Source organism: Mycolicibacterium aubagnense, from assembly GCF_010730955.1.
Lineage (GTDB): Bacteria > Actinomycetota > Actinomycetes > Mycobacteriales > Mycobacteriaceae > Mycobacterium > Mycobacterium aubagnense.
On sequence record NZ_AP022577.1, the window covers coordinates 3,755,549 to 3,774,829 of the forward strand.

15 protein-coding genes and 1 pseudogene are annotated in these 19,281 nt (G+C 59.9%); 6 read left to right on the top strand and 10 right to left on the bottom strand.

Annotated features, from left to right (window positions below; genetic code table 11):
* Window positions 1–777: 777 nt before the first annotated feature.
* Window positions 778–2,011: pseudogene (locus tag G6N59_RS18115) on the bottom strand (IS256 family transposase).
* 96 nt (window positions 2,012–2,107) lie between these two features.
* Window positions 2,108–3,307 carry a hypothetical protein gene (locus G6N59_RS18120; RefSeq protein WP_220099678.1) on the bottom strand — a complete coding sequence of 400 codons (1,200 nt, stop codon included), beginning with the start codon at window positions 3,305–3,307 and terminating at the stop codon, window positions 2,108–2,110.
* A gap of 734 nt (window positions 3,308–4,041) precedes the next feature.
* Between G6N59_RS18120 and G6N59_RS18125 the strand changes: the two genes are divergently transcribed.
* Entirely contained in the window at window positions 4,042–5,487 is a 1,446-nt protein-coding gene (locus G6N59_RS18125; protein WP_138228205.1) for a glycosyltransferase, read from the top strand.
* A gap of 6 nt (window positions 5,488–5,493) precedes the next feature.
* Here G6N59_RS18125 and G6N59_RS18130 read toward each other — a convergent pair whose 3' ends face one another.
* Window positions 5,494–6,006, bottom strand: coding sequence for an arsenate reductase/protein-tyrosine-phosphatase family protein (locus G6N59_RS18130; RefSeq protein ID WP_138228288.1), 513 nt, complete (start codon window positions 6,004–6,006; stop codon window positions 5,494–5,496).
* 76 nt (window positions 6,007–6,082) lie between these two features.
* Between G6N59_RS18130 and rfbA the strand changes: the two genes are divergently transcribed.
* The 3 genes from rfbA to G6N59_RS31625 all read left to right on the top strand — a co-directional run bounded on the left by rfbA (window position 6,083) and on the right by G6N59_RS31625 (window position 8,593).
* On the top strand, window positions 6,083–6,952 hold the full coding sequence (gene rfbA / locus G6N59_RS18135) for a glucose-1-phosphate thymidylyltransferase RfbA (RefSeq protein WP_138228206.1): 870 nt from the start codon (window positions 6,083–6,085) through the stop codon (window positions 6,950–6,952).
* A gap of 541 nt (window positions 6,953–7,493) precedes the next feature.
* A complete protein-coding gene (locus G6N59_RS18140; RefSeq protein WP_306789644.1) occupies window positions 7,494–8,342 on the top strand; it encodes a glycosyltransferase in 849 nt (282 codons plus the stop codon).
* Complete coding sequence (locus tag G6N59_RS31625; protein WP_306789592.1) at window positions 8,339–8,593, top strand: hypothetical protein; 255 nt, start codon at window positions 8,339–8,341, stop codon at window positions 8,591–8,593. The genes G6N59_RS18140 and G6N59_RS31625 overlap by 4 nt, the downstream gene beginning before the upstream one ends.
* A gap of 156 nt (window positions 8,594–8,749) precedes the next feature.
* Here G6N59_RS31625 and G6N59_RS18145 read toward each other — a convergent pair whose 3' ends face one another.
* Window positions 8,750–10,321 carry an oligosaccharide flippase family protein gene (locus tag G6N59_RS18145; RefSeq protein WP_163911422.1) on the bottom strand — a complete coding sequence of 524 codons (1,572 nt, stop codon included), beginning with the start codon at window positions 10,319–10,321 and terminating at the stop codon, window positions 8,750–8,752.
* Window positions 10,322–10,973: 652 nt separating this feature from the next.
* On the opposite strand from G6N59_RS18145, the gene G6N59_RS18150 reads away from it, so the two are divergent.
* Entirely contained in the window at window positions 10,974–12,194 is a 1,221-nt protein-coding gene (locus tag G6N59_RS18150; protein WP_138228209.1) for a glycosyltransferase family 4 protein, read from the top strand.
* 11 nt (window positions 12,195–12,205) lie between these two features.
* Window positions 12,206–13,372, top strand: coding sequence for a glycosyltransferase family 4 protein (locus tag G6N59_RS18155; protein WP_138228210.1), 1,167 nt, complete (start codon window positions 12,206–12,208; stop codon window positions 13,370–13,372).
* A gap of 171 nt (window positions 13,373–13,543) precedes the next feature.
* On the opposite strand, the gene G6N59_RS18160 is transcribed toward G6N59_RS18155, so the two are convergent.
* The 6 genes from G6N59_RS18160 to G6N59_RS30910 form a co-directional block, all read right to left on the bottom strand.
* Window positions 13,544–14,353, bottom strand: coding sequence for a class I SAM-dependent methyltransferase (locus G6N59_RS18160; protein ID WP_163911425.1), 810 nt, complete (start codon window positions 14,351–14,353; stop codon window positions 13,544–13,546).
* 173 nt (window positions 14,354–14,526) lie between these two features.
* Window positions 14,527–15,309, bottom strand: coding sequence for a class I SAM-dependent methyltransferase (locus tag G6N59_RS18165; RefSeq protein WP_163911428.1), 783 nt, complete (start codon window positions 15,307–15,309; stop codon window positions 14,527–14,529).
* A 378-nt stretch (window positions 15,310–15,687) separates the two neighbouring features.
* Entirely contained in the window at window positions 15,688–16,689 is a 1,002-nt protein-coding gene (locus tag G6N59_RS18170) for a glycosyltransferase (RefSeq protein WP_138228213.1), read from the bottom strand.
* Window positions 16,690–16,835: 146 nt separating this feature from the next.
* Entirely contained in the window at window positions 16,836–17,648 is an 813-nt protein-coding gene (locus G6N59_RS18175; RefSeq protein WP_163911434.1) for a class I SAM-dependent methyltransferase, read from the bottom strand.
* A gap of 493 nt (window positions 17,649–18,141) precedes the next feature.
* Window positions 18,142–18,732, bottom strand: coding sequence for a 2OG-Fe(II) oxygenase (locus tag G6N59_RS18180; RefSeq protein ID WP_220099679.1), 591 nt, complete (start codon window positions 18,730–18,732; stop codon window positions 18,142–18,144).
* The gene (locus tag G6N59_RS30910) at window positions 18,698–19,027 is read right to left on the bottom strand and encodes a 2OG-Fe(II) oxygenase (protein WP_220099680.1); all 330 of its coding nucleotides are present in this window, start codon (window positions 19,025–19,027) and stop codon (window positions 18,698–18,700) included. The genes G6N59_RS18180 and G6N59_RS30910 overlap by 35 nt, the downstream gene beginning before the upstream one ends.
* Window positions 19,028–19,281: the final 254 nt, after the last annotated feature.

Sequence of the window (19,281 nt, forward strand, 5' to 3'; positions counted from 1 at the left end):
CCTTGGGCACCTGTCGTGCCTTGAGCACCGGTGGTGCCTTGGGCTCCGGTGGCGCCCTGCGCACCTGTCGTGCCTTGAGCACCGGTGGTGCCTTGAGCGCCGGTGGCTCCGGTATCGCCTGTTGCTCCGGTGGCGCCTTGTGCACCTGTGGTGCCTTGAGCACCGGTGGCACCGGTTGCACCGGTGGTGCCTTGGGCTCCGGTTGCGCCTTGCGGGCCGACGGCGCCTGTATCGCCTTGCGCGCCTTGGGCTCCGGTGGCGCCTTGGGCACCTGTCGTGCCTTGTGCACCTGTGGTGCCTTGAGCTCCCGTGGCACCGGTTGCACCTGTTGATCCGGTGGCGCCCTGCGCACCTGTGGTGCCTTGAGCACCGGTGGTGCCTTGGGCACCGGTTGCTCCGGTGGCGCCTGTTGCTCCGGTGGCGCCTTGTGCACCCGTGGTGCCTTGGGCACCCGTGGTGCCTTGGGCTCCGGTAGCGCCTTGCGCACCTGTCGTGCCTTGAGCACCGGTGGTGCCTTGAGCACCGGTTGCTCCGGTATCGCCTGTTGCTCCGGTGGCGCCTTGGGCTCCGGTAGCGCCCTGCGCACCTGTCGTGCCTTGAGCACCGGTGGTGCCTTGAGCTCCCGTGGCTCCGGTGGCGCCTTGGGCGCCTGTCGTGCCTTGGGCTCCGGTTGCTCCGGTATCGCCTGTTGCTCCGGTGGCGCCTTGGGCACCCGTGGTGGTCAAGTCCAGGGACGTGGTGTATGACGTCGTCGTGTGATTCTTCGAGGTAGTTGGGTCAGGCGGGCAGTGCCGCGGGGGTAGCCTCCTGTTCGGTTGGGGTGTCGTTGACGGTGCGTGATTTGCTCAGAACGTCGAGGCCGAGGTAGCGCCGCGACTCGGCCCATTCGTCGTGTTGTTCGGCCAGCACTGCTCCGACGAGACGGATCAGGGCCGCGCGGTCGGGGAAGATGCCCACGACGTCGGTGCGCCGGCGGATCTCCTTGTTGAGTCGTTCCTGGGGATTGTTGCTCCAGATCTGGCGCCAGATCTGCTTGGGGAACGCGGTGAACGCCAGCAGATCCGGCCGCGCCGCTTCGAGGTGATCGGCGACATTGGGCAGCTTGTCGGACAATGCGTCGATGATCCGATCATATTGAGCAGCAACGGATTCAGCGTCAGGTTGGTCGAACACCGAGTGCAGCAGGGTGCGCACCCAGGGCCACGAACTCTTGGGAGTGACGGACATCAGGTTGGTCGTGTAGTGGGTTCTGCAGCGCTGCCACGCCGCTCCGGGCAGGGTGGCCCCGATGGCGGCGACCAGCCCGGCGTGGGCGTCGCTGGTGACCAGTTTGACCCCGGACAGGCCGCGGGCGGTCAACGACCGCCAGAACGTCAACCAGCCCGCCCGTCCTCAGCGGTCGTGACATCGATTCCCAGGATCTCGCGGTAGCCCTCGGCGTTGACCCCGACGGCGATCAGGGCGTGCACGTTGACCACCCGGCCGGCTTCACGCACCTTGAGCACCAGAGCGTCCGCAGCGACGAACGTATACGGGCCGGCATCGAGCGGCCGGGTCCGGAACGCCTCCACGGCGGCGTCGAGTTCCTGGCCATCACCGACACCTGCGACTTCGACAACGACGTGATGCCCAGGGTCTCGACCAGCTTGTCCATCCGCCGCGTCGAGACACCAAGCAGGTAACACGTCGCCACCACCGTGGTCAGGGCCCGCTCGGCGCGTTTACGGCGCTCCAGCAGCCAGTCCGGGAAGTAGGATCCTTGCCGCAGCTTCGGGATCGCAAGATCCAAAGTCCCTGCACGGGTGTCGAATTGACGGTGTCGGTAGCCGTTGCGGGAATTGGTGCGCTCAGCCGAGCGTTCGCCGTAGCCGGCACCGCATAGGGCGTCGGCTTCGGCGCCCATCAGGGTGTGGATGAACGTGGCCAGCAGCTCGCGCAGCACGTCGGGATGGGCAGTGGTGAGTCGTTCGGCCAGCACAGTGGGCAGATCGATATTGTGGGCAGTGGTCATCGCGTCGATTCCTTTGCTCGAGTGACTTTGGACGGTCTCTCGAAGAATCACGCGATGACCTTCAATCACTCGGCTACGACACGCCGGTACCGCTGATCAGGTCCGACTCGTACACCACCTTGATGGACGCAACCCCCGTGGTGCCTTGTGCGCCGGTGGCTCCGGTATCGCCTGTTGCCCCGGTGGTGCCTTGGGCTCCGGTAGCGCCTTGCGCACCTGTCGTGCCTTGTGCACCTGTTGTACCTTGAGCTCCCGTGGCACCGGTTGCACCTGTTGATCCGGTGGCGCCCTGCGCACCTGTCGTGCCTTGAGCACCGGTAGCGCCTTGGGCACCCGTGGTGCCTTGAGCTCCCGTGGCACCGGTTGCACCGGTGGCGCCTTGAGCACCCGTGGTGCCTTGAGCGCCGGTGGCGCCTTGCGGGCCGACGGCACCTGTATCGCCTTGCGCGCCTTGGGCTCCGGTAGCGCCCTGTGCACCTGTCGTGCCTTGAGCACCGGTGGTGCCTTGTGCGCCGGTGGCGCCCTGCGCACCTGTCGTGCCTTGGGCTCCGGTTGCGCCTTGCGGGCCGGCGGCACCTGTATCGCCTGTCGTGCCTTGAGCACCGGTGGCACCTGTCGTGCCTTGGGCACCGGTGGCACCGGTTGCTCCGGTATCGCCTGTTGCTCCGGTGGTGCCTTGGGCTCCGGTTGCTCCGGTTGCTCCGGTGGCGCCTTGTGCACCTGTCGTGCCTTGAGCGCCCGTGGCACCGGTTGCACCGGTGGTGCCTTGGGCTCCGGTTGCGCCTTGCGGGCCCACGGCACCTGTATCGCCCTGCGCGCCTTGGGCTCCGGTAGCGCCTTGCGCACCTGTCGTGCCTTGAGCACCGGTGGTGCCTTGGGCTCCGGTAGCGCCTTGCGGACCTGTTGTACCTTGAGCTCCCGTGGCACCGGTTGCACCTGTTGATCCGGTGGCGCCTTGTGCACCCGTGGTGCCTTGGGCTCCCGTGGCACCGGTGGCTCCGGTATCGCCTGTTGCTCCGTTGGTGCCTTGCGCACCTGTCGTGCCTTGGGCTCCTGTCGCTCCCTGGGAACCCGTCGCTCCCTGTGCTCCAGTTGCTCCTTGGGAACCCGTCGCCCCCTGCGCACCGGTTGCCCCCTGAGCGCCCGTCGTTCCTTGGGATCCAGTCGCGCCTTGGGCACCAGTGGCTCCCTGTGCTCCGGTGGCGCCTTGTGCTCCTTGAGAACCGGTTGTGCCTTGGGCACCTGTTGCACCTGTTGCACCTTGTGCGCCTTGGGAACCTGTCGCACCCTGGGCACCGGTTGCACCTTGTGCGCCTTGGGAACCTGTCGCGCCCTGAGGTCCGGTCGCACCTTGCGGGCCCTGGGGCCCTTGGGGACCTGGCGGACCGGGCGGATGCGGCGGCTTTGGAGGCCAGGGGAACGGCGGTAAGCGAACCCAAGGCGGCGGTCTCCACCGCGGTGGAGCCGGGATGGGGCCAGGATTGGCAGGAGAACTTACGTTGGGCGTTGTCGGCCCGGAAGACGGTGACGTTGGTCCGATGGGGGTCGGGGGGAGTGGCCCCGGAGTCGTTCCGACGGGTGGCGCGCTCGCAGGTAGCGGTGGACGTTTTGGCGGGGTCGCGGTAACCGGCCGTGGCGTCGGGTGGGGCTGGCCAGGAACGGGATTCGGTTCTTTTGGCAAAGCCGAAGCTACCGGCGTGCCGACGGCTCCGACAGCTGTCGATGCCGCCATCATTGTCAAAAGCGCTTTGGAAAGCGCTTTGCGCATTCGCGCTGTCGACTTCCGATGGCGCGCCACGAGCTACCTCATTCCTCGGCCTGGAGCGTCCATGGGGTCCGCAACTACCACCGACCGTGCCGCAAAGACCTCCAGCCTGCGCAGATTTTAGAGCGTGTGCGTCAATTAACTCGACGAATCCGTGATATTGGGTCCAGCAGCTGGCCAAGGTCGGCTCCTGCGAGGACCGGGCCGGGGCTTCTTGGTTGGCCAGGGTGTCGGGGCGTTGGGAAAGTGGCTCAGCGGAACCACCGTGTTGTTGACCTTGGCCAAGGTCGTACGGGAAGTGGCAGCAAAGGAGCCGCCGTGGTTGGCGGCGAACCGCCAGCCTCTCAGGGGTTCGTCCATCGGACGCGAAACCCCTAGTGCTGCAAACGCACGTCATTTATATTGGCTGCCACCACCCGCGCCCCGCGCGAGCCTCGAACATCGACGAATCACGGCCAACACAGAGCGCTGCGACAGGATTGATATGTCATTCGATTTGATTAGAGTCTGCGCATTCGGTTTGACCGACTCGAAAAAACTCAACAAGATAAAATTACCGCACGCGTTCGAGACGGAAGCCGATCGGTTCGACATCGTCGCATTCGACAGTACTTCGAATTTTGGCAGAATCGTTGTAGAACATCGTCCACAAGTTTTCATCACGTTCGGCGAAGACCAGGAGTCCTTTCCTGAACTTATGAACGCGCCAATGGAACTTCGCAAGCGGTGGCTGCACTTCTCCGTCGATGACGTCGATTTCTCAAATGTTGCGGAGCAAATACTTCACAACTACGTCGCCAATGCGACGGAGCGAAGATTTCCGGATCAGCCACTAGTCAGCGTTTTCACCGCCGCGTACCTTACCGGGGCTAAGATCGGTCGCCCTCTTTCGTCGCTCCTTGCACAGTCCTACACGAATTGGGAGTGGGTGATCTACGACGATTCACCCGATGACGGCGCGACTTTCGAAGAGCTGCGAGAACTTGCACGAAGCGATTACCGCATCAGCGTTCACCGAGGTGATCGACCGTCCGGCGCGATCGGCGAAGTGAAGCGACGGGCGTGCGGCCTCGCAATCGGTGACCTGCTGCTCGAGCTGGACCACGACGACGAGTTGCTCCCGGATGCGTTATTTCACCTGGTCGAGGCACACCGAAAGTACCCCGATGCGGGCTTCTTCTACTCGGACTGTGCCGATATCTTGGAAAGCGGGGAGAATGCGACATTCCCCGAAGGCTGGGGCTTCGGATTCGGCAGCTACAGGGGCGAATACCATAAGGACTCCATGTATCTGGTTGCAAATTCTCCTGAAGTTAACTCGAAGACCATTCGCCATATCGTTGCCGCGCCAAACCATTTCAGGGCCTGGACTCGACAAGGATATCGGGCTGCCGGCGGCTACAATTCTGAATTGCACACGTGCGAGGATTACGAACTCATCCTACGGACGTTCCTCACGACCCGCATGTGTCATATCAAGAACTGGGGATACATCCAGTACAACAACAATCTGTCGTCTGGAAACACTCAACGGACCCGAAATCCCGAGATTCAGCGCCTCGTCCGCGCGTTCATGCTCCATTACAACGATCGTCTCCATGAACGCTTCGTCGAATTGGGCGTTGACGACTTCATTTGGCGTGACAACGGCGTTCTTGACTGGGAGATGAAGAACCCCGAAAACGCGCCCTATGCGAACTATGTCTACTAACCTGCCCTAGCGGCAGAGTGTGAGCACAGGCGGTAGCAGCGCGGCGATCTGTTGGCCCACTGCCTCGAACGTTTCAAGATCGAGGCCGATAGGATCAGCGACTTCCGCCGGGTGATGCTCGGGCAGGCGGGGACGCAGCGCGGCCAGGTCGGCGACCGAGCGTGGGCCGTAGGTAGACGCTAGGAGCGCGGCTTGCCCAAGGGTGAACGTTTTCCGAAACTGTCGCGGCGCTAGTTCCAATACCGCAGTGCGTTGCACCTCGGTCATCGTGAGGACGAGGTCGGCGTCAAAGGCGATTGGCGGAGTCAGCTGCCGTGCGGTGAAACCGGTCGGATCACCACCTAGTCGGACCAAGACATCAGCGGCGAGCTCGTGTATCGGGTGTCCGATCATGGCGTGCACTCCCGCACTCGTGGCGGTGAAGTCGGCGATGCCCATCGGGGCGGCAGCCGCGACCGAAAGTCGTTCCGCGATAGGTGATCTGCAGATGTTCCCAGTGCAGACGAACAAGATGCGCAGCCCGACCTCCCAGAACAGTCCTAACGCAAACGTCAATACTCCTGTGCGCACGCACCTTACGTGCCACGATAAGCCCGTGAAGGGCATCATCCTAGCGGGCGGATCGGGCACGAGGCTGCATCCGATCACCTTGGGTGTGTCCAAGCAGTTGATACCGGTCTATGACAAGCCGATGGTGTACTACCCGCTCTCTACGCTGCTCTTGGCGCGCATACGCGACATTCTGGTGATCACCACGCCTTTCGATGCGCCGAGTTTTGAACGGCTGTTGGGTGACGGCTCACGCTTTGGCGTCTCGATCACGTATGCGCAGCAGCCATCGCCAGAGGGGCTTGCGCAAGCCTTTACTATCGGCGCCGACTTCATCGGCAGCGATAAAGTCGTGCTCATATTGGGTGACAATCTGCTGTATGGACCGGGATTGGGAACTCGCCTGCAGAAATTCAGTGACGTTGACGGCGGCGCCATATTTGCTTACCGGGTGGCCGAGCCCAGCGACTATGGCGTCATTGAATTCGATACCCAAGGAATGGCGATTTCGCTTGAAGAAAAACCGAAAGTTCCGAAAAGCAACTACGCAATTCCAGGTCTCTATTTTTATGACAATGACGTGGTGTCAATCGCACGGGAATTGAAGCCGAGTGACCGCGGGGAGTATGAGATCACCGACGTCAACCTCGGGTACCTGGAGCGGGGCCAGCTCCACGTTCAGGTGCTGCCCCGCGGAACAGTGTGGCTCGACACCGGCACGGTCGACCATATGACGGATGCCGCCGAGTTCGTCCGCACCATGGAGCGACGGACTGGGCTCAAGGTCGGCGTGCCCGAAGAGGTCGCGTGGCGGCAAGGTTTCCTGACGGACGACGAACTCCGGGAGCGCGCGGAGGGCCTCGTGCGGTCCGGTTACGGCTGCTACCTGCTTGATCTTCTCGACCGGGAGTGGTGATGGCACCGGTCGAGGGTCCTTGCTGGCTTCGGATGGGTACGATTCGTCGTGGTGTTGCTGGCGCCCGGGTTTGCGACATCCCGGGGTTTGCGAGCGTCGATCACCCCTGATCGCTTGTACCCCTCAGCACATCAGCCGAAAGCCCCTGACCAGCAATTATTGACACATAGGTAAATACTACTACAGCGTTAATTCAGCGGTCTCATGAAGGTTCCTGAATTGCTACCCAACTGTCGAATTGGTTGCTGATGGATGTGTGTCCTCATTCAAATTACCGAGCCCAACTAATCAATATTGACGTTTTAGCAAAAAACCTTCGCGAAAGCGGATACATGGGACTCTCGCAGTCGTAGCATCGCCCTCATGTAGGGCTCATATGGATTCCACAAGGGATACATAAGAGGCCCCTTCCGCGCCGCAGGGTTTGGATTAGATCGGGGTCCAGATGTCTTCTGTCGCAATAATCGGTACACGTGGATACCCCAGCTATTACGGGGGATTTGAGACGGCCGTACGAAAACTCGCACCTGATCTCGCCGATATGGGGTGGGACGTCACAGTTTATGGCCGGCGTGGTGCTACGAAGCCCGATGACCCCACCTTGGATCCGCGGATAAAGCGGAAGGTCACCTGGGGTATGGAGACGCAGAAACTGAGCACGTTGTCGCATGGTCTGACAGCTGCGCTGGATGCCGCGGCTCGCAAACCTGATGTGGCATTGATCATGAATTGTGCGAACGGCTACTTCCTGCCCATCCTGCGCGCGCGGGGGATACCGACTCTGGTGAATGTCGATGGACTGGAATGGGAACGCGACAAATGGAGCCCGCTGGCCAAGAGGGTCTATAGAAGAGCTGCCGAGTGTACGGCGAAGTGGGCGGACGGGCTCGTCTTCGATGCGCGCAGGATCGCCAGGTATTGGAAGGAAACCTTCGGCGCTGACGGCGCATATATTCCTTACGGTGGCGATATCACGGCCGAACTACCAGTGCCAGAAGGGCTGACGCGGCGCGAATACGTCCTTGTGGTAACACGATTCGTGCCGGAGAACACCGTGGCTCAGTTCTTTGAGGCGGTTCCGGCCATCGCGGAGCATCACCCGGTGGTTATCGTCGGCAGCTCCGGGTACGGCGGCGAATTGGATGACACCGCGCGACAGCTCTCCGCGCATCCTTCGGTGACTTGGTTGGGGCATGTACACGACCATCAATTGCTGCTCGCGTTGTGGCAGCATGCGGGCCTCTATTTCCACGGCCACAGCGTCGGCGGGACCAACCCAGCGCTGGTGCAGGCGATGGCGGCGGGTGCGCCGATCTTGGCGCGGACACCGACTACAACCGCGAGGTTCTCGGTTCTGCCGGCGAGTTCGTGTCGGATGATCCTGAGTTGATCGCTAAGTCCATTCTGCACCTCATGGGGAATCGCGCTGAGCGGGAAGATGAATCGCGCGCCATGGCGCTGCGGGCCGCACAGCACTATTCGTGGGAGTCGGTCGCCCGCAGCTATGACGGTGCGATGCGCGCGGTGATGGAGGCGCGCGGCGTGGCTGCACATGCCGAAGTCCATCCCATCTTAAGCCGTGCTGCGAAGCTGGACCTGCCAGTTCCTCGCCCGGCGCGACCGCAGAGACTAGCGATGTAACGTTTGATCACCAGTCCAGCAATTGGGTTTACGTGACCTGTCTCCAGGCGCGACCGTCCTCAACGCGCGGTATGCCGTTCAGATAGAAGCGGGCGCACCTAAGGTCAAGGCGGCTCACGAAGTCGATCATACTAGTGGACTGTCATTTCGCGACAGTCAAGAATGATCGAAGTATCGACGGGTCCGACGTAGCAATTCGTCTCCTTTGAAGGCCTGAAGCCATTTCGAAGGAAGCGTCACTGCAGGCAAGTACCCACGCCTCCAACCGATGAACAAATAGGTTGCGAAGAATACGGTGGCTGATGCGCAAAACGGCAAGATGGCCGACCTGCGGTCGTCAGTCGCGACTAGGAAATTGAACGGTAGGGCGGCTACGGTCGCCGCTCCGGCGGCAGCGAAGGGGCCCAAGACGCCGCGAGTATACAAATTCAATGGGATATCGAGTTTCGCATGCATGTAGTAAAGGCCCAGAAATTTCGCGATGGGGACACCGATGGCAATTGCCCCAGCTAGCCCTGCGAATCCCCAGAAATATGTGGCGGCAACCGCTGCTATCGTTTGAAAGACACCGGTGGCAACCGAGACCTTTGCGATCACTGCCGGTCTGCCGATTGCCGATAGTGTGCATGAGCATATAGCAGTCGAGAGGTTGACTGCTATTCCTATCAGCAGTGCAAGCAGGACGACGATAACCTGCTGACGATCGTGGCCGAGCCACACGGTAATAGCTGAAATGGCAGTAGCCGCCATTGAAAATGGGAATATCAGCGAGACCGATGTGTTGCGGCGGACCAGATGCTCATACTGGTGCAGGACACCGTCCATGCCTCCAGATATGTAACTCTGTGTCAGATGCGGGGTCAATGTAGATGCGGATGCACTTCCTAAGACTTGCGCTCCCATTGCAAGTCTGTTGGCCAGTTCATAGACGCCCGCCGCGGAGGGGCCGATCATGAGGCCTGCGATTAGTTTTCCGGATTGGAGTACCAACGTGTCGGCGGCTGCAGCGATCTGAGATGTCACTGCGTAACCGAAAAATTCGCGCGTCAACGCCAATGTCGGCATCGCGAATGGAATGCGTCGTTCGCCAGCAAGCTTGATGATTAGCACGACGGCAAACCCGAGGGCCGAGCCGGCGACGGAACCGTACGCGAAAGTAGTTAAAGACGGATTCAGCGCCAACCCGGCGACACCCCCGGACGCTTGGAGTACCGACAAGATTGCCAGACCCACCGTTGTGGGTACAACACGACCTATACCTATCGATGCAGCTGTCAATACCCAGCCGAGCAGGCCCAAGAACAAAATCGCGACTGAACTCAGCAGCAGGGAACGCGTCAATGCTGGGTCACTCAATCCAAGCAAGCGGCTTGTGGGATGCGCCGCCAATACCGCCACCCCGCTGAGGAATGCCCATAAGGCAAGCAGCATCGTAATGCACAGAGTGAGGGCGCCGCCCTCGCTCTTTGCGTCACCTTGGGTATGGAACAATGCCACATATCGGACGGTCGCTCGCGACGCGCCCAGGTCAAGGAGTGCACCGTACTGCACAATTGCCCCGGTGATCGCCCAGATGCCGAAATCATGCAAGCCGAGCCGAGCCACTATGTACGGTGTACAGACAAGCTGAACGCTGTAGCCGGCCACAATCGGCAGCATTTGAACCGCCGAACCCAGTTTGAGTGAAGTGGTTCCTTGTGCCGTGGGCGCTTTCTTGGAATCTGTCACGATGATCGAACCCTGTTTTTGCCACGCGACGGGTTTCTGGGTGTCTTGGTCGAACGGGTCGGTCGCGCACGACGCGGCGCGGTAGACCATCGTGAGCGTGTCATAGCCGCCAATGCGTGTGGTTCGGGCTCGGTCGCCCTACCGTGGGTCCCCGTGTCGTCAGGTTTTGGCGTCGTGCACGACTCGTCAGCAAATCGCGGAGATAGTGGTGTCACCAATTCCGTTTCGCTCAAGGCATCCAACGTCGTTCCCATGACGGCTAGCTGATTCTGGATTTTGCTAAAAGGCCGAGTCGTTACTGTGAAGTTTCCCAACTGAATCTGCCTATAACACTACAGTTGGAACAGTGCGCTCGTGCCGAGAAAACCCGAAGCGAAGTGCTCGGCTATGGAGCAGACCAGCGTCGAGGTCGGGATGGCTGCTGCAGACCTCCGGCTCGCGCGAGGATGGTCCGCGAGGCGCCGTAGTCCGTCCGTACGTCCTGTTACTCCGTCCGGATCGATCGCTCGCGAAGCGTCATGCGGAGTATCGATGACCGTGGGCCGCGACGCGTGCCGTCAAGTGTCTCGCGAACGGACATGCGCTTGACGTGACGACAAGAGGCGACCCACGGGGGCTCTCCTCCGGACACCGATGACACACCGGATCGAAAGTGAGTAAAGTGCTCAAGCCCGGTAATCGCATATTGCTACTGCATTCAGCGGATGAGGCTTACGGTTCCGACCGGGTACTCCTTTCCGTGGCAAACTACTTGTGCCAGAGGGAAGCGCAAGTCCGCGTGTTGCTCCCCGACGACGCACACCCTGGATGGCTGACTGACCGTTTGACCGAAATTGGCGTCGACGTATGCCACGGGCCGTTAGGAATTGCCCGACGACGTTACCTGACCACGACCCACCTGCCGAAGTTTGTCCTGAGTCTTTGGAAGGCCAGGAAGTTCGTGCTGAAGCAGATCAGTGCGTTCGATCCTGAGGTGGTCTACGTCAACACATCGGCGTCGATCATCGGGGCGTTCTTGGGCCGTCGGCGGCGCTGGTCCCTCATTTGGCATGTCCATGAGATCATTGAGAATCCCCGTTGGTTGGCGTGGTTCTTTCGTAGGTTGCCGCTATCCGCCGATCAAGTAATCGTCGTCTCAGCAGCCGTATTCCGACATTTGTGCGGCGATGGGGAATCGCCGGGACACGTAGCATTACTGCGTAATGGAATTTCACCGCGAGCCCTCGCGGCGAAACCCAGTCTGCCGCCGTTACGTGTTTGCTTTGCCGGCCGCCTGAGCGAGTGGAAGGGTTATCAGGTATTCCTTGACGCGGCAATCGAACTCGCCTCGGAGGGCGAGCCCATCGAGTTCGTCATCGCTGGCGAGCCAGTGCCGAACGAACAATGGCGCATCGGTGAGATTGAGTCAACTGTTGACCGTCGCGGGCTCGCCAGTCAAATACAGCTAGTCGGCTTCCATTCCGACATCCCGGCGCTTTTCGACTCGATGCACGTCGTCGTGGTGCCGTCGATATTGCCTGATCCCCTGCCCACCGTAGTGCTCGAAGGGATGCGCAGCGGATGCGTGGTCATTGCGACGCGGCATGGCGGCGCGGTCGAGATGATCGAGGACGGAGTATCCGGCTTCCTGGTGGCACCGGGCGACTCGGTCTGCCTGCAACACTGCATTCTGCGCGTTCTCGCCGACCCCGGACTCATTGACGACATCGGGTTCGCCGCATGGACTCGGGTCGAATCTGAGTTCACGACGGAAGTGTTTTGGCAGAATCTGTCGCCCATCTTTTCGCGGGCAATCGATGTCGCAGCCAAACGCCGCAGGCGAACTCGGTGGAATTGTCGCGCTTCTGTTCCCAGCAGCCCGCCTCGGGCTTAGGGCGGTTCGAGATGGATCCGGATTATCGAACACTGAATCAAACCGGAAATACCAATGACCTACGTGTCTTGATGATCATCGATTGGTTTGTCAATTACGCTGCACCAATAGCGGTTTCGCTGAAGGACACCATTGACGTGAGATGCGTGCTCAAAGACCACGGCACGGAGTTGGGGCTGCCGGGCCGTGCTATCCGCGAAAAAGAGGCGATGTTTGATCCAGTTCAGGTCGACTTCGTGCCTGGCAAACAGTCTGATCTGCGCAGCCTTGGAGCGCTCGTTCGACTCATCATTAAGGTCAGGAAGTTTCGGCCTGATGTTGTTCATTCGCAATGGCATTCAGACTGGCGACTACTGTTGCTGTCTCTTGCTGTGCCGCGGTCGTCAAGGATCTTGACGGTGCATGACGTGACGCCCCACCCTGGCCGGCAGTTTCATACGAGCTATTTCAAGCGGCTCGTGAGATGGGCGCTGTATAGAACCAGCGATGGGTTTGTTGTGCATGGTGAACGGCTGGTTCCATTGCTTCGCGAAGACCCCCGCGTTCGAGCTCTGGCGTACATCGGAGTTGTCCCCCATGGTTCGCTGGCCCACCCAACAGAGCGCTACCCGCTTCCGCACGATCGATGCCTGCTCTTCTTCGGCTGGTGGGAGTACTACAAGGGCCTCGATCTGCTGATACAGGCGATGGAAGCTGTCGGCAAGATTCTTGGCGATGTTCGGCTCATTGTCGCCGGCCACGGCTCAGAAGGTCCGCGAGCCCGTTCGCTCGTGAACACTCCCGAGTTGTTCGAATGGCGAGAGGGCTACATTCCCGACGAGGATTTGCCAGCGCTTTTTGGCTCGGTTAGCGCGGTGGTTCTGCCCTATCGAGAAGCCAGTCAGAGCGGTGTCGTACCGTTGGCGTTTGCTAACGGGCGGCCTGTGATCGCAACAGACGTTGGTGCACTTGGTGAGGCGGTCGAGGACGGGTTAAACGGCCTTCTTGTGGAGTCTCCCACAGTCGACGGACTTCGGGATGCGATCATTCGTCTGTTCGCTGAGCCCGGACTGCTCGCTACGTTGGCCAATGGAGCGCAAAGGACGGCCGACGAATCGCTTCAGCCTGCAACCATCGCCCGCAAGCATCAGGCGGTTTATGCCGCAGTCGCAGCTGCGAAAGCGCGCCGGCTCTGCTGAGTGCCCCGCCAAGTAATCGAACGCGCCGCGCGCCGGGATCAATCAAGGCTGTCGGTGGCTCGATTTGAAATTCGACTATGCCGAGGTGCCGAATCAGCCGCGACCTACACGGAATGCCAGCTGTGGCTAGTTGGGCGAGGGTCGCGGCCCGACGCTCGGGGTGAGCAAAAACTAATAGGATTTCCTGCCACGTGCCACGATGCCAAAGGTATTGGGCGGAAAATACTTTGTACCGACTCGCTGCAGCAGTGGCATGAAGGTCGAGAAGTATCGGTCTACTTGAACATCGTCAAAACGCTTCTTTAATGCCTCTTCAAGAAGAAGGTCATCGACGCCGTCACGGACGACGTGGTATTCGACAAGGTCATCATCGTTGAACTCGCCTTTCCAGCGACGAATCCGAGTATTGAGCCCCCGCCGAATGTCCCGCATCTGCGTTGCGCGCCACACAAAATATGAGCCCCAGTTCGCGACTCCCGCCCACCGCGTTTGACGGGGATACCACAATGGGTCTTGGAAGGTGACGATGCTGCCGCCGGGGCGTAAGATGTTGTCGCACATACCAATAACTGTGGCCATGTAATCGGGAATGTGGTGAATAACCGAGATGAACAGGATGACATCGTAGGACGATCCGTCCTGTTGCCAAGTATTGCCATCCTCATCGTAAAGCAGGCGTACCAGGGGATTATCGTGGTATTTGGTTCTCAGCAGATCCAGGCTCGGCCTGGACATTTCCGTGGCAGTCGGTCGGCCGCCCGCGTCCAACACCGTGTCAGTGAAAACTCCGTGCCCAGCTCCGACCTCCAACACGTCGCACGAGTCTTGGCGCTCAAGAATTTCGGCGATGGCATCACGGACATTCTTGGTGACGCGATCCCGTAAGGCTGCGTGTCTGAGATGCGGACTACCGGGGACATAGTCATACCCCTCCCCATGGAGTCTCTCCTGCGCTGCGCGCACGACGTCGCGGTCAGTCATATGGAGAATTTACCAGCCCGCTGGTGCCAAAGAAGCAGATCGGACTGATACTGGCATTGTAGTTCGCATCTATTGATGTTGTGACTGAGATTTGAGGGTGGCACTGTGTCAGACCTGCTCAAAGGACCGGACCGCCATGCGGTGGGGGAGGGCTTGACCAAACGTGTCGGGCATTACCGAGTTAGTTCGACCGCCAAAAATGGAGCCAGTGGTGTCGCACCGAGCCAATCAGGAAGCAAATTCAGATAAAAGCGCGCAACCGGCACCAGTCGCCCGGCACGCCCTGCGCCGACGCGCACGAAATCGAAATAATTCGCCATGTTGAGAGGACGAACCTTACTTGCGCCGGCTTCGCGGGCCATTCGTCGAACTTCTTGGAATGACATCAACGGGTGAGGACCCCACGTGGCGTGCAGGCAGAGGTGGGTGCGCTCAAAGAGACGGTGGCCAAAGTTGGTCGCCGACCAATCGTGAGCGGGATCGAGCGGGAACGACTTATTGGGGGCGACGATGATAGCTCGACCGCCCGGCCTGAGGACGCGCATCATCTCGCTGATGTAGCGCAAGCGGTCGGATTCCCGCTCTGCCGGCGGGTCCGGCTCACCGATGTGTTCGATTACCCCAAACGACCACACTAGGTCGAACATGCCGGACTCGAACGGCAGATCCAACGCAGATCCGGCCAGGACGCGCTCAGGATTCGCCCCAGCGTCCTTCCACCCGACAAGGTTGCCTGGGAGGTCAATTCCCCAAACGTCGATCGTCGGATACAACTCGGCGATCATCTTGCCGATGGATGCCGTTCCGCACCCGATGTCAAGAGCATTCCGGTCGCCTGGTCGCAGGTGGCGGGCCAGCCAACGCTCGGCGCGAGCGGTTCCGCAATCTTGCTCTGCCAGATAGACGTCGTCGGGCGACCACTCAATTAACCCAATTGTTGACGAAGGCGGCGTCAAATTGAGATATCCCCCTGGAAGGACCGGGTACCTCGCTGAGCAGGACCGGCAAATGACCTCTGCCTCATGCCGGTCTAGGCGTCCACGGCAGTGAGGACAGATGACTGAACTCACCAGCGGCAGCCTTTCGACCGTTTCGTCAAAGCTCACTCCCGAAGTATGCCACGCCTGAATTCTGTGGACGGTCGATTCTCACGTTATTTCTGTGATTCGACTTGCGCGCAACGAATCTCGCGTCCGCAAGATGGTCTCCAATAGTGCCAGTTTTGGTGTGGCGCGGTGGGTATCCAAACCCTCTGCTGATGCATTTTATGATTCGGCAGGTAATCCCCCCGCCGGGATGCTCACCTGGGTCACTGATGCTTTAACCGCAGGGATTCACCGCTCAGTCGAAAGCGTCGGAATGCGCGTGTGGGAACGAGGCGGTGGTTCTGCCATTCGGCGAAGCGCCCCGCTGATCAATCCGGCCGCTGCGGCGCGGTACCAACTGCGGCCCCTCTCGGATCGCCAGCCTATTGTTTTACGGAGTGGCGTTAGGGTTGCCATCATTTGGAGCACTATCCATAGCGTGATGATTGTTGGAAGCGCAACCAGTTTCCGGCGGAACAGAATCAGCGAAAGTGCAAGCGACCGGAAGTACTGGCCTGCCGAGAAATCTGGGAACTGCGAAGTGGAGCATCCTACGATGTGGATTATGACTGCGCCTGGTTCAAGTCGGTTCTTCACTCCGATGTCCAGCAACCGCCGAGCCAGGACTTCTTCCTCCTGATAAAGGTAGAAGCGCTCATCGAACCCGCCCACGCGCCAGAAATTTATTGCGCTTACCGCGATACACGACCCTTGGACGTATGCAACCTCACCACCGTCGGTGTACACGGCGTCGGTTTGCGGGATGTCGCGGAGGAGTCGCCCAACGATCAGTGCGTTTGGCGAAAACACGTCAACTATGTCCGCGACTGGCCACGACCAGTATCGAGCCCGTGTCTGATCATGACCGGAGGAATTGAGGATTCGGGGACCGGCGACAACGTTGTTTCTAGCGGCACACTCGGAGAGGATCTTTACAGATTCGGATGATTGAAACGCAGCGTCTGGGTTCAAGAAGATGAGAATTTCCGCAGTCGCGTTGGCAGCACCGAGGTTACACCCCGCACCGAAGCCCCGGTTCTTCCCGGCCCGGATCAGCTTGGCGTCAGGTCGGTATTGCAGAGCAGTTTGGACCGATGAGTCTGACGACTGCTGATCGACAAGGATGACCTCGCAGTCAGCTGGTATGGACAGCATGCAGTCGGGCAGCGTCGACGATGAGTTGAACATGACAACGATTATCGAAGCAGTTGGTTTGTGACCATTTTGACGATGCGCTACTGGATCTGTCATGCCTCATTATCCGTCCGGCCAGAGCTTCTTGACATTTGCAACGATCTCGGGTGTGACGCGAGATTTGGAATGACGGACTTGGCCTGACGGACGGGGTGGTACGAGTGCATGAAGGCACATCGTCAGCTCAAGGCCCGTCGAGTGCATCATGCCGACTTGCGATATGCCGCCAGCCAGATGTTCCGCGAGACGCCGATTTTGCTCAGCAGCGCTCTAAGCATCCGCTTTGACTTGGCGCGCGAGATTGCCCGTTCTTCGAATCGATCCAGTAGACGCAACAGTTGTAGACCTATGTGAGTCTGGACGACAAATCCGCGAAATGCTATGACAGCCTTCACCGTATCGAAGCCCGCAGCGCTCAGGGCGTTCGAGAGTTCGTCGTGTGTGTACTCCTTCAAATGCATGAATTGAGCGCGGTCGTACTCGAACACACGGGAAAGATCATGCGGGCCCGAACTCCGATGCGGAGTATCGAACAGATAGCAACCTCCAGGTCGAAGGATGCGGCGCGTGTTCTCGAGGTGTGCCGGCAGGTCGTCAGGATGAAAGTGCTCGATGACCTGCGTAGAAATCACGACGTCGAATGACTCGTCAGGTTCGAATGATGCGAGATGGATGCCATCGGTGATGTGCCACTGGAGTCCGTCGGACTCCGCGAGATGTTTTGAACCACGCTCTGGGGAAATCTCGGTGGCTACACACCGGTGCCCGGATCTCACCAGATCACGAAGAAGTGCTGCTCGACCGCTTCCCACCTCGATAACGTCGGATTGCGTCGGCACTAGCTTGAGCCAGGCGGCCGTCCACCATGCTGGTCTCGAGTCGTCAGATCTGTTCAGCCAGGGTAGAGATTCATATAGCTCGGTATATGCGGCGCTGAATACCTCCCAGCGCAATTCGGGCGTGGACGCCAGCAGCTCGCGAGTGAGCCGCCCCTCAAGCTGCTCGTGCAACTTCACGTGCTCGAGCCCGATCTCGTCCCCCAGACCGTAGTTTCGCCGGTATCTCGACACGACATCCGATACCAAGCCGCCACCTCCAAATTGATTGACGCCCTCGTGAAATAGTAATCGTGCCGAGGCGGCATTGTTCGATGTTTGCGAACGGAATCTGTCAGCGGCCGGCTTGAAGCAAGCGCATGCATGGCGCACTCACGGTCGACACGCTAGGGAAGCAGCGGCGCTGCGACGGCGATAACTATCGGGCTGCGCGCACAGCAAATGGCCTCTGGCCATGGTGGTTTCGCTACGAGCGGCTGGCTGCGTCTCCCGCCAACCTCGCCTCGCCGGGTGGGCCGATGTCGATTCGCCAGTTGGACCGGGCCGACAGTCTGGGCCTCGACTGGCACGGCAGCTTTCGATCCACACTCCGGCATGCTCGCTGGGGCGACGAGTCGCCCAGAGCCCGCCGGACCGGGAGTTGGGCGCGGTTCAGTCGATTGAGTGACGGCGGTCAATAGCTGATTCCCGCGCATGTTGACGCATCGGTACCGGAACGCTGCTCCGGACACCCGACTGCTACATCTTCATTGTCGATTCCGAAGTTTCTGCATTCCTCCAGAGCGGCAGGTGGCACCCACCGTTTCAACTCTTGCTTCAACGTCGACTGCATGGATTCACCAGGGCGAGCGCGGAATAGAGTGGAGTGTTCGCTCAATGATTTTTCCTCATCGGGGCGACCGTTTGTGTAATAGTAAAGTGCCATTGACCGGCGCGAACGATTTGGAGGGCAGGTCAGAGGATCAGGATGACCGTGATACGAGAAGTCCGTTGTCGCAAAGAGCAGAAAGCGGTTAAAGATGGGCAGCGTTTTATGCACACAATGCTGCATATCGCGGTCCCATAACTGAATGTGGCCGCCCCAGGATTCCTCCCAATCCTTGTTTAAATAGAGCAGGGCGTTCAACCGCCGGTCCAGGTTGAGTCGTGGGTGGTGATTGAAGTCGGCGTGAACCTTGAGGAAGCCGCCCGAGCGGATCTGATGCAGTCCGCCACCGAAGAAATGTGGATCAGGACGATTCCTCAATCCCCGTGAGACGTTCAATAAAGTCTACGAATGGGCCGGAGTTGAACTGCGCCAGCAGATGCCGGGTGGCTGGTCCCATGCGCTCCGAATCGGCGAGAGCGAGCTTCACTTCGCGACCATTGTCGTACTGCTGCCACTCGGTATCGCTTGGCTCGGGGAATTCGCTCAGGACTGGCTCGAGTGCCTCTGGTGGAAGGAAGTTATCAATCACAACGTGGGGGAATGGGTCGGCGGTCTGGAACTCTTCGCGATGCGCGTCAGCCACCTGAAGTAGCTCCTCCCGGCTAAACGCGAAACTCATTGTCTCGTTCATCGGTATCGGTTGTCGCCTTCCTTCCGTTCCTCGTTCTGGCCACCCGTATGCATCGCGTTCGCCCAGGTGCTACCGCAGATGAGTGCGGCTAGATCTCGGCCTGTTTCCGTTGGTGCAGACGGTGAACGCCGCACATTTGGCGTTGTCAGGCAATTGAATTAGCAGCGGTCTCCGTAGTTGACAGCGTATACCCGTGATCGATGGTGGACGGAGTTTTCGGCCGTGATCAACGGGGTCTTGCAAGTTCCGCCCGC

Excerpts from the sequence above, each read along its gene's own strand:
- G6N59_RS18140 (WP_306789644.1), top strand. The coding sequence starts at position 7,494 with ATGGGGTGGGACGTCACAGTTTATGGCCGGCGTGGTGCTACGAAGCCC.
- G6N59_RS18155 (WP_138228210.1), top strand. The coding sequence starts at position 12,206 with ATGGATCCGGATTATCGAACACTGAATCAAACCGGAAATACCAATGAC.
- G6N59_RS18160 (WP_163911425.1), bottom strand. The coding sequence starts at position 14,353 with ATGACTGACCGCGACGTCGTGCGCGCAGCGCAGGAGAGACTCCATGGG.
- G6N59_RS18170 (WP_138228213.1), bottom strand. The coding sequence starts at position 16,689 with ATGACAGATCCAGTAGCGCATCGTCAAAATGGTCACAAACCAACTGCT.
- G6N59_RS30910 (WP_220099680.1), bottom strand. The coding sequence starts at position 19,027 with ATGAACGAGACAATGAGTTTCGCGTTTAGCCGGGAGGAGCTACTTCAG.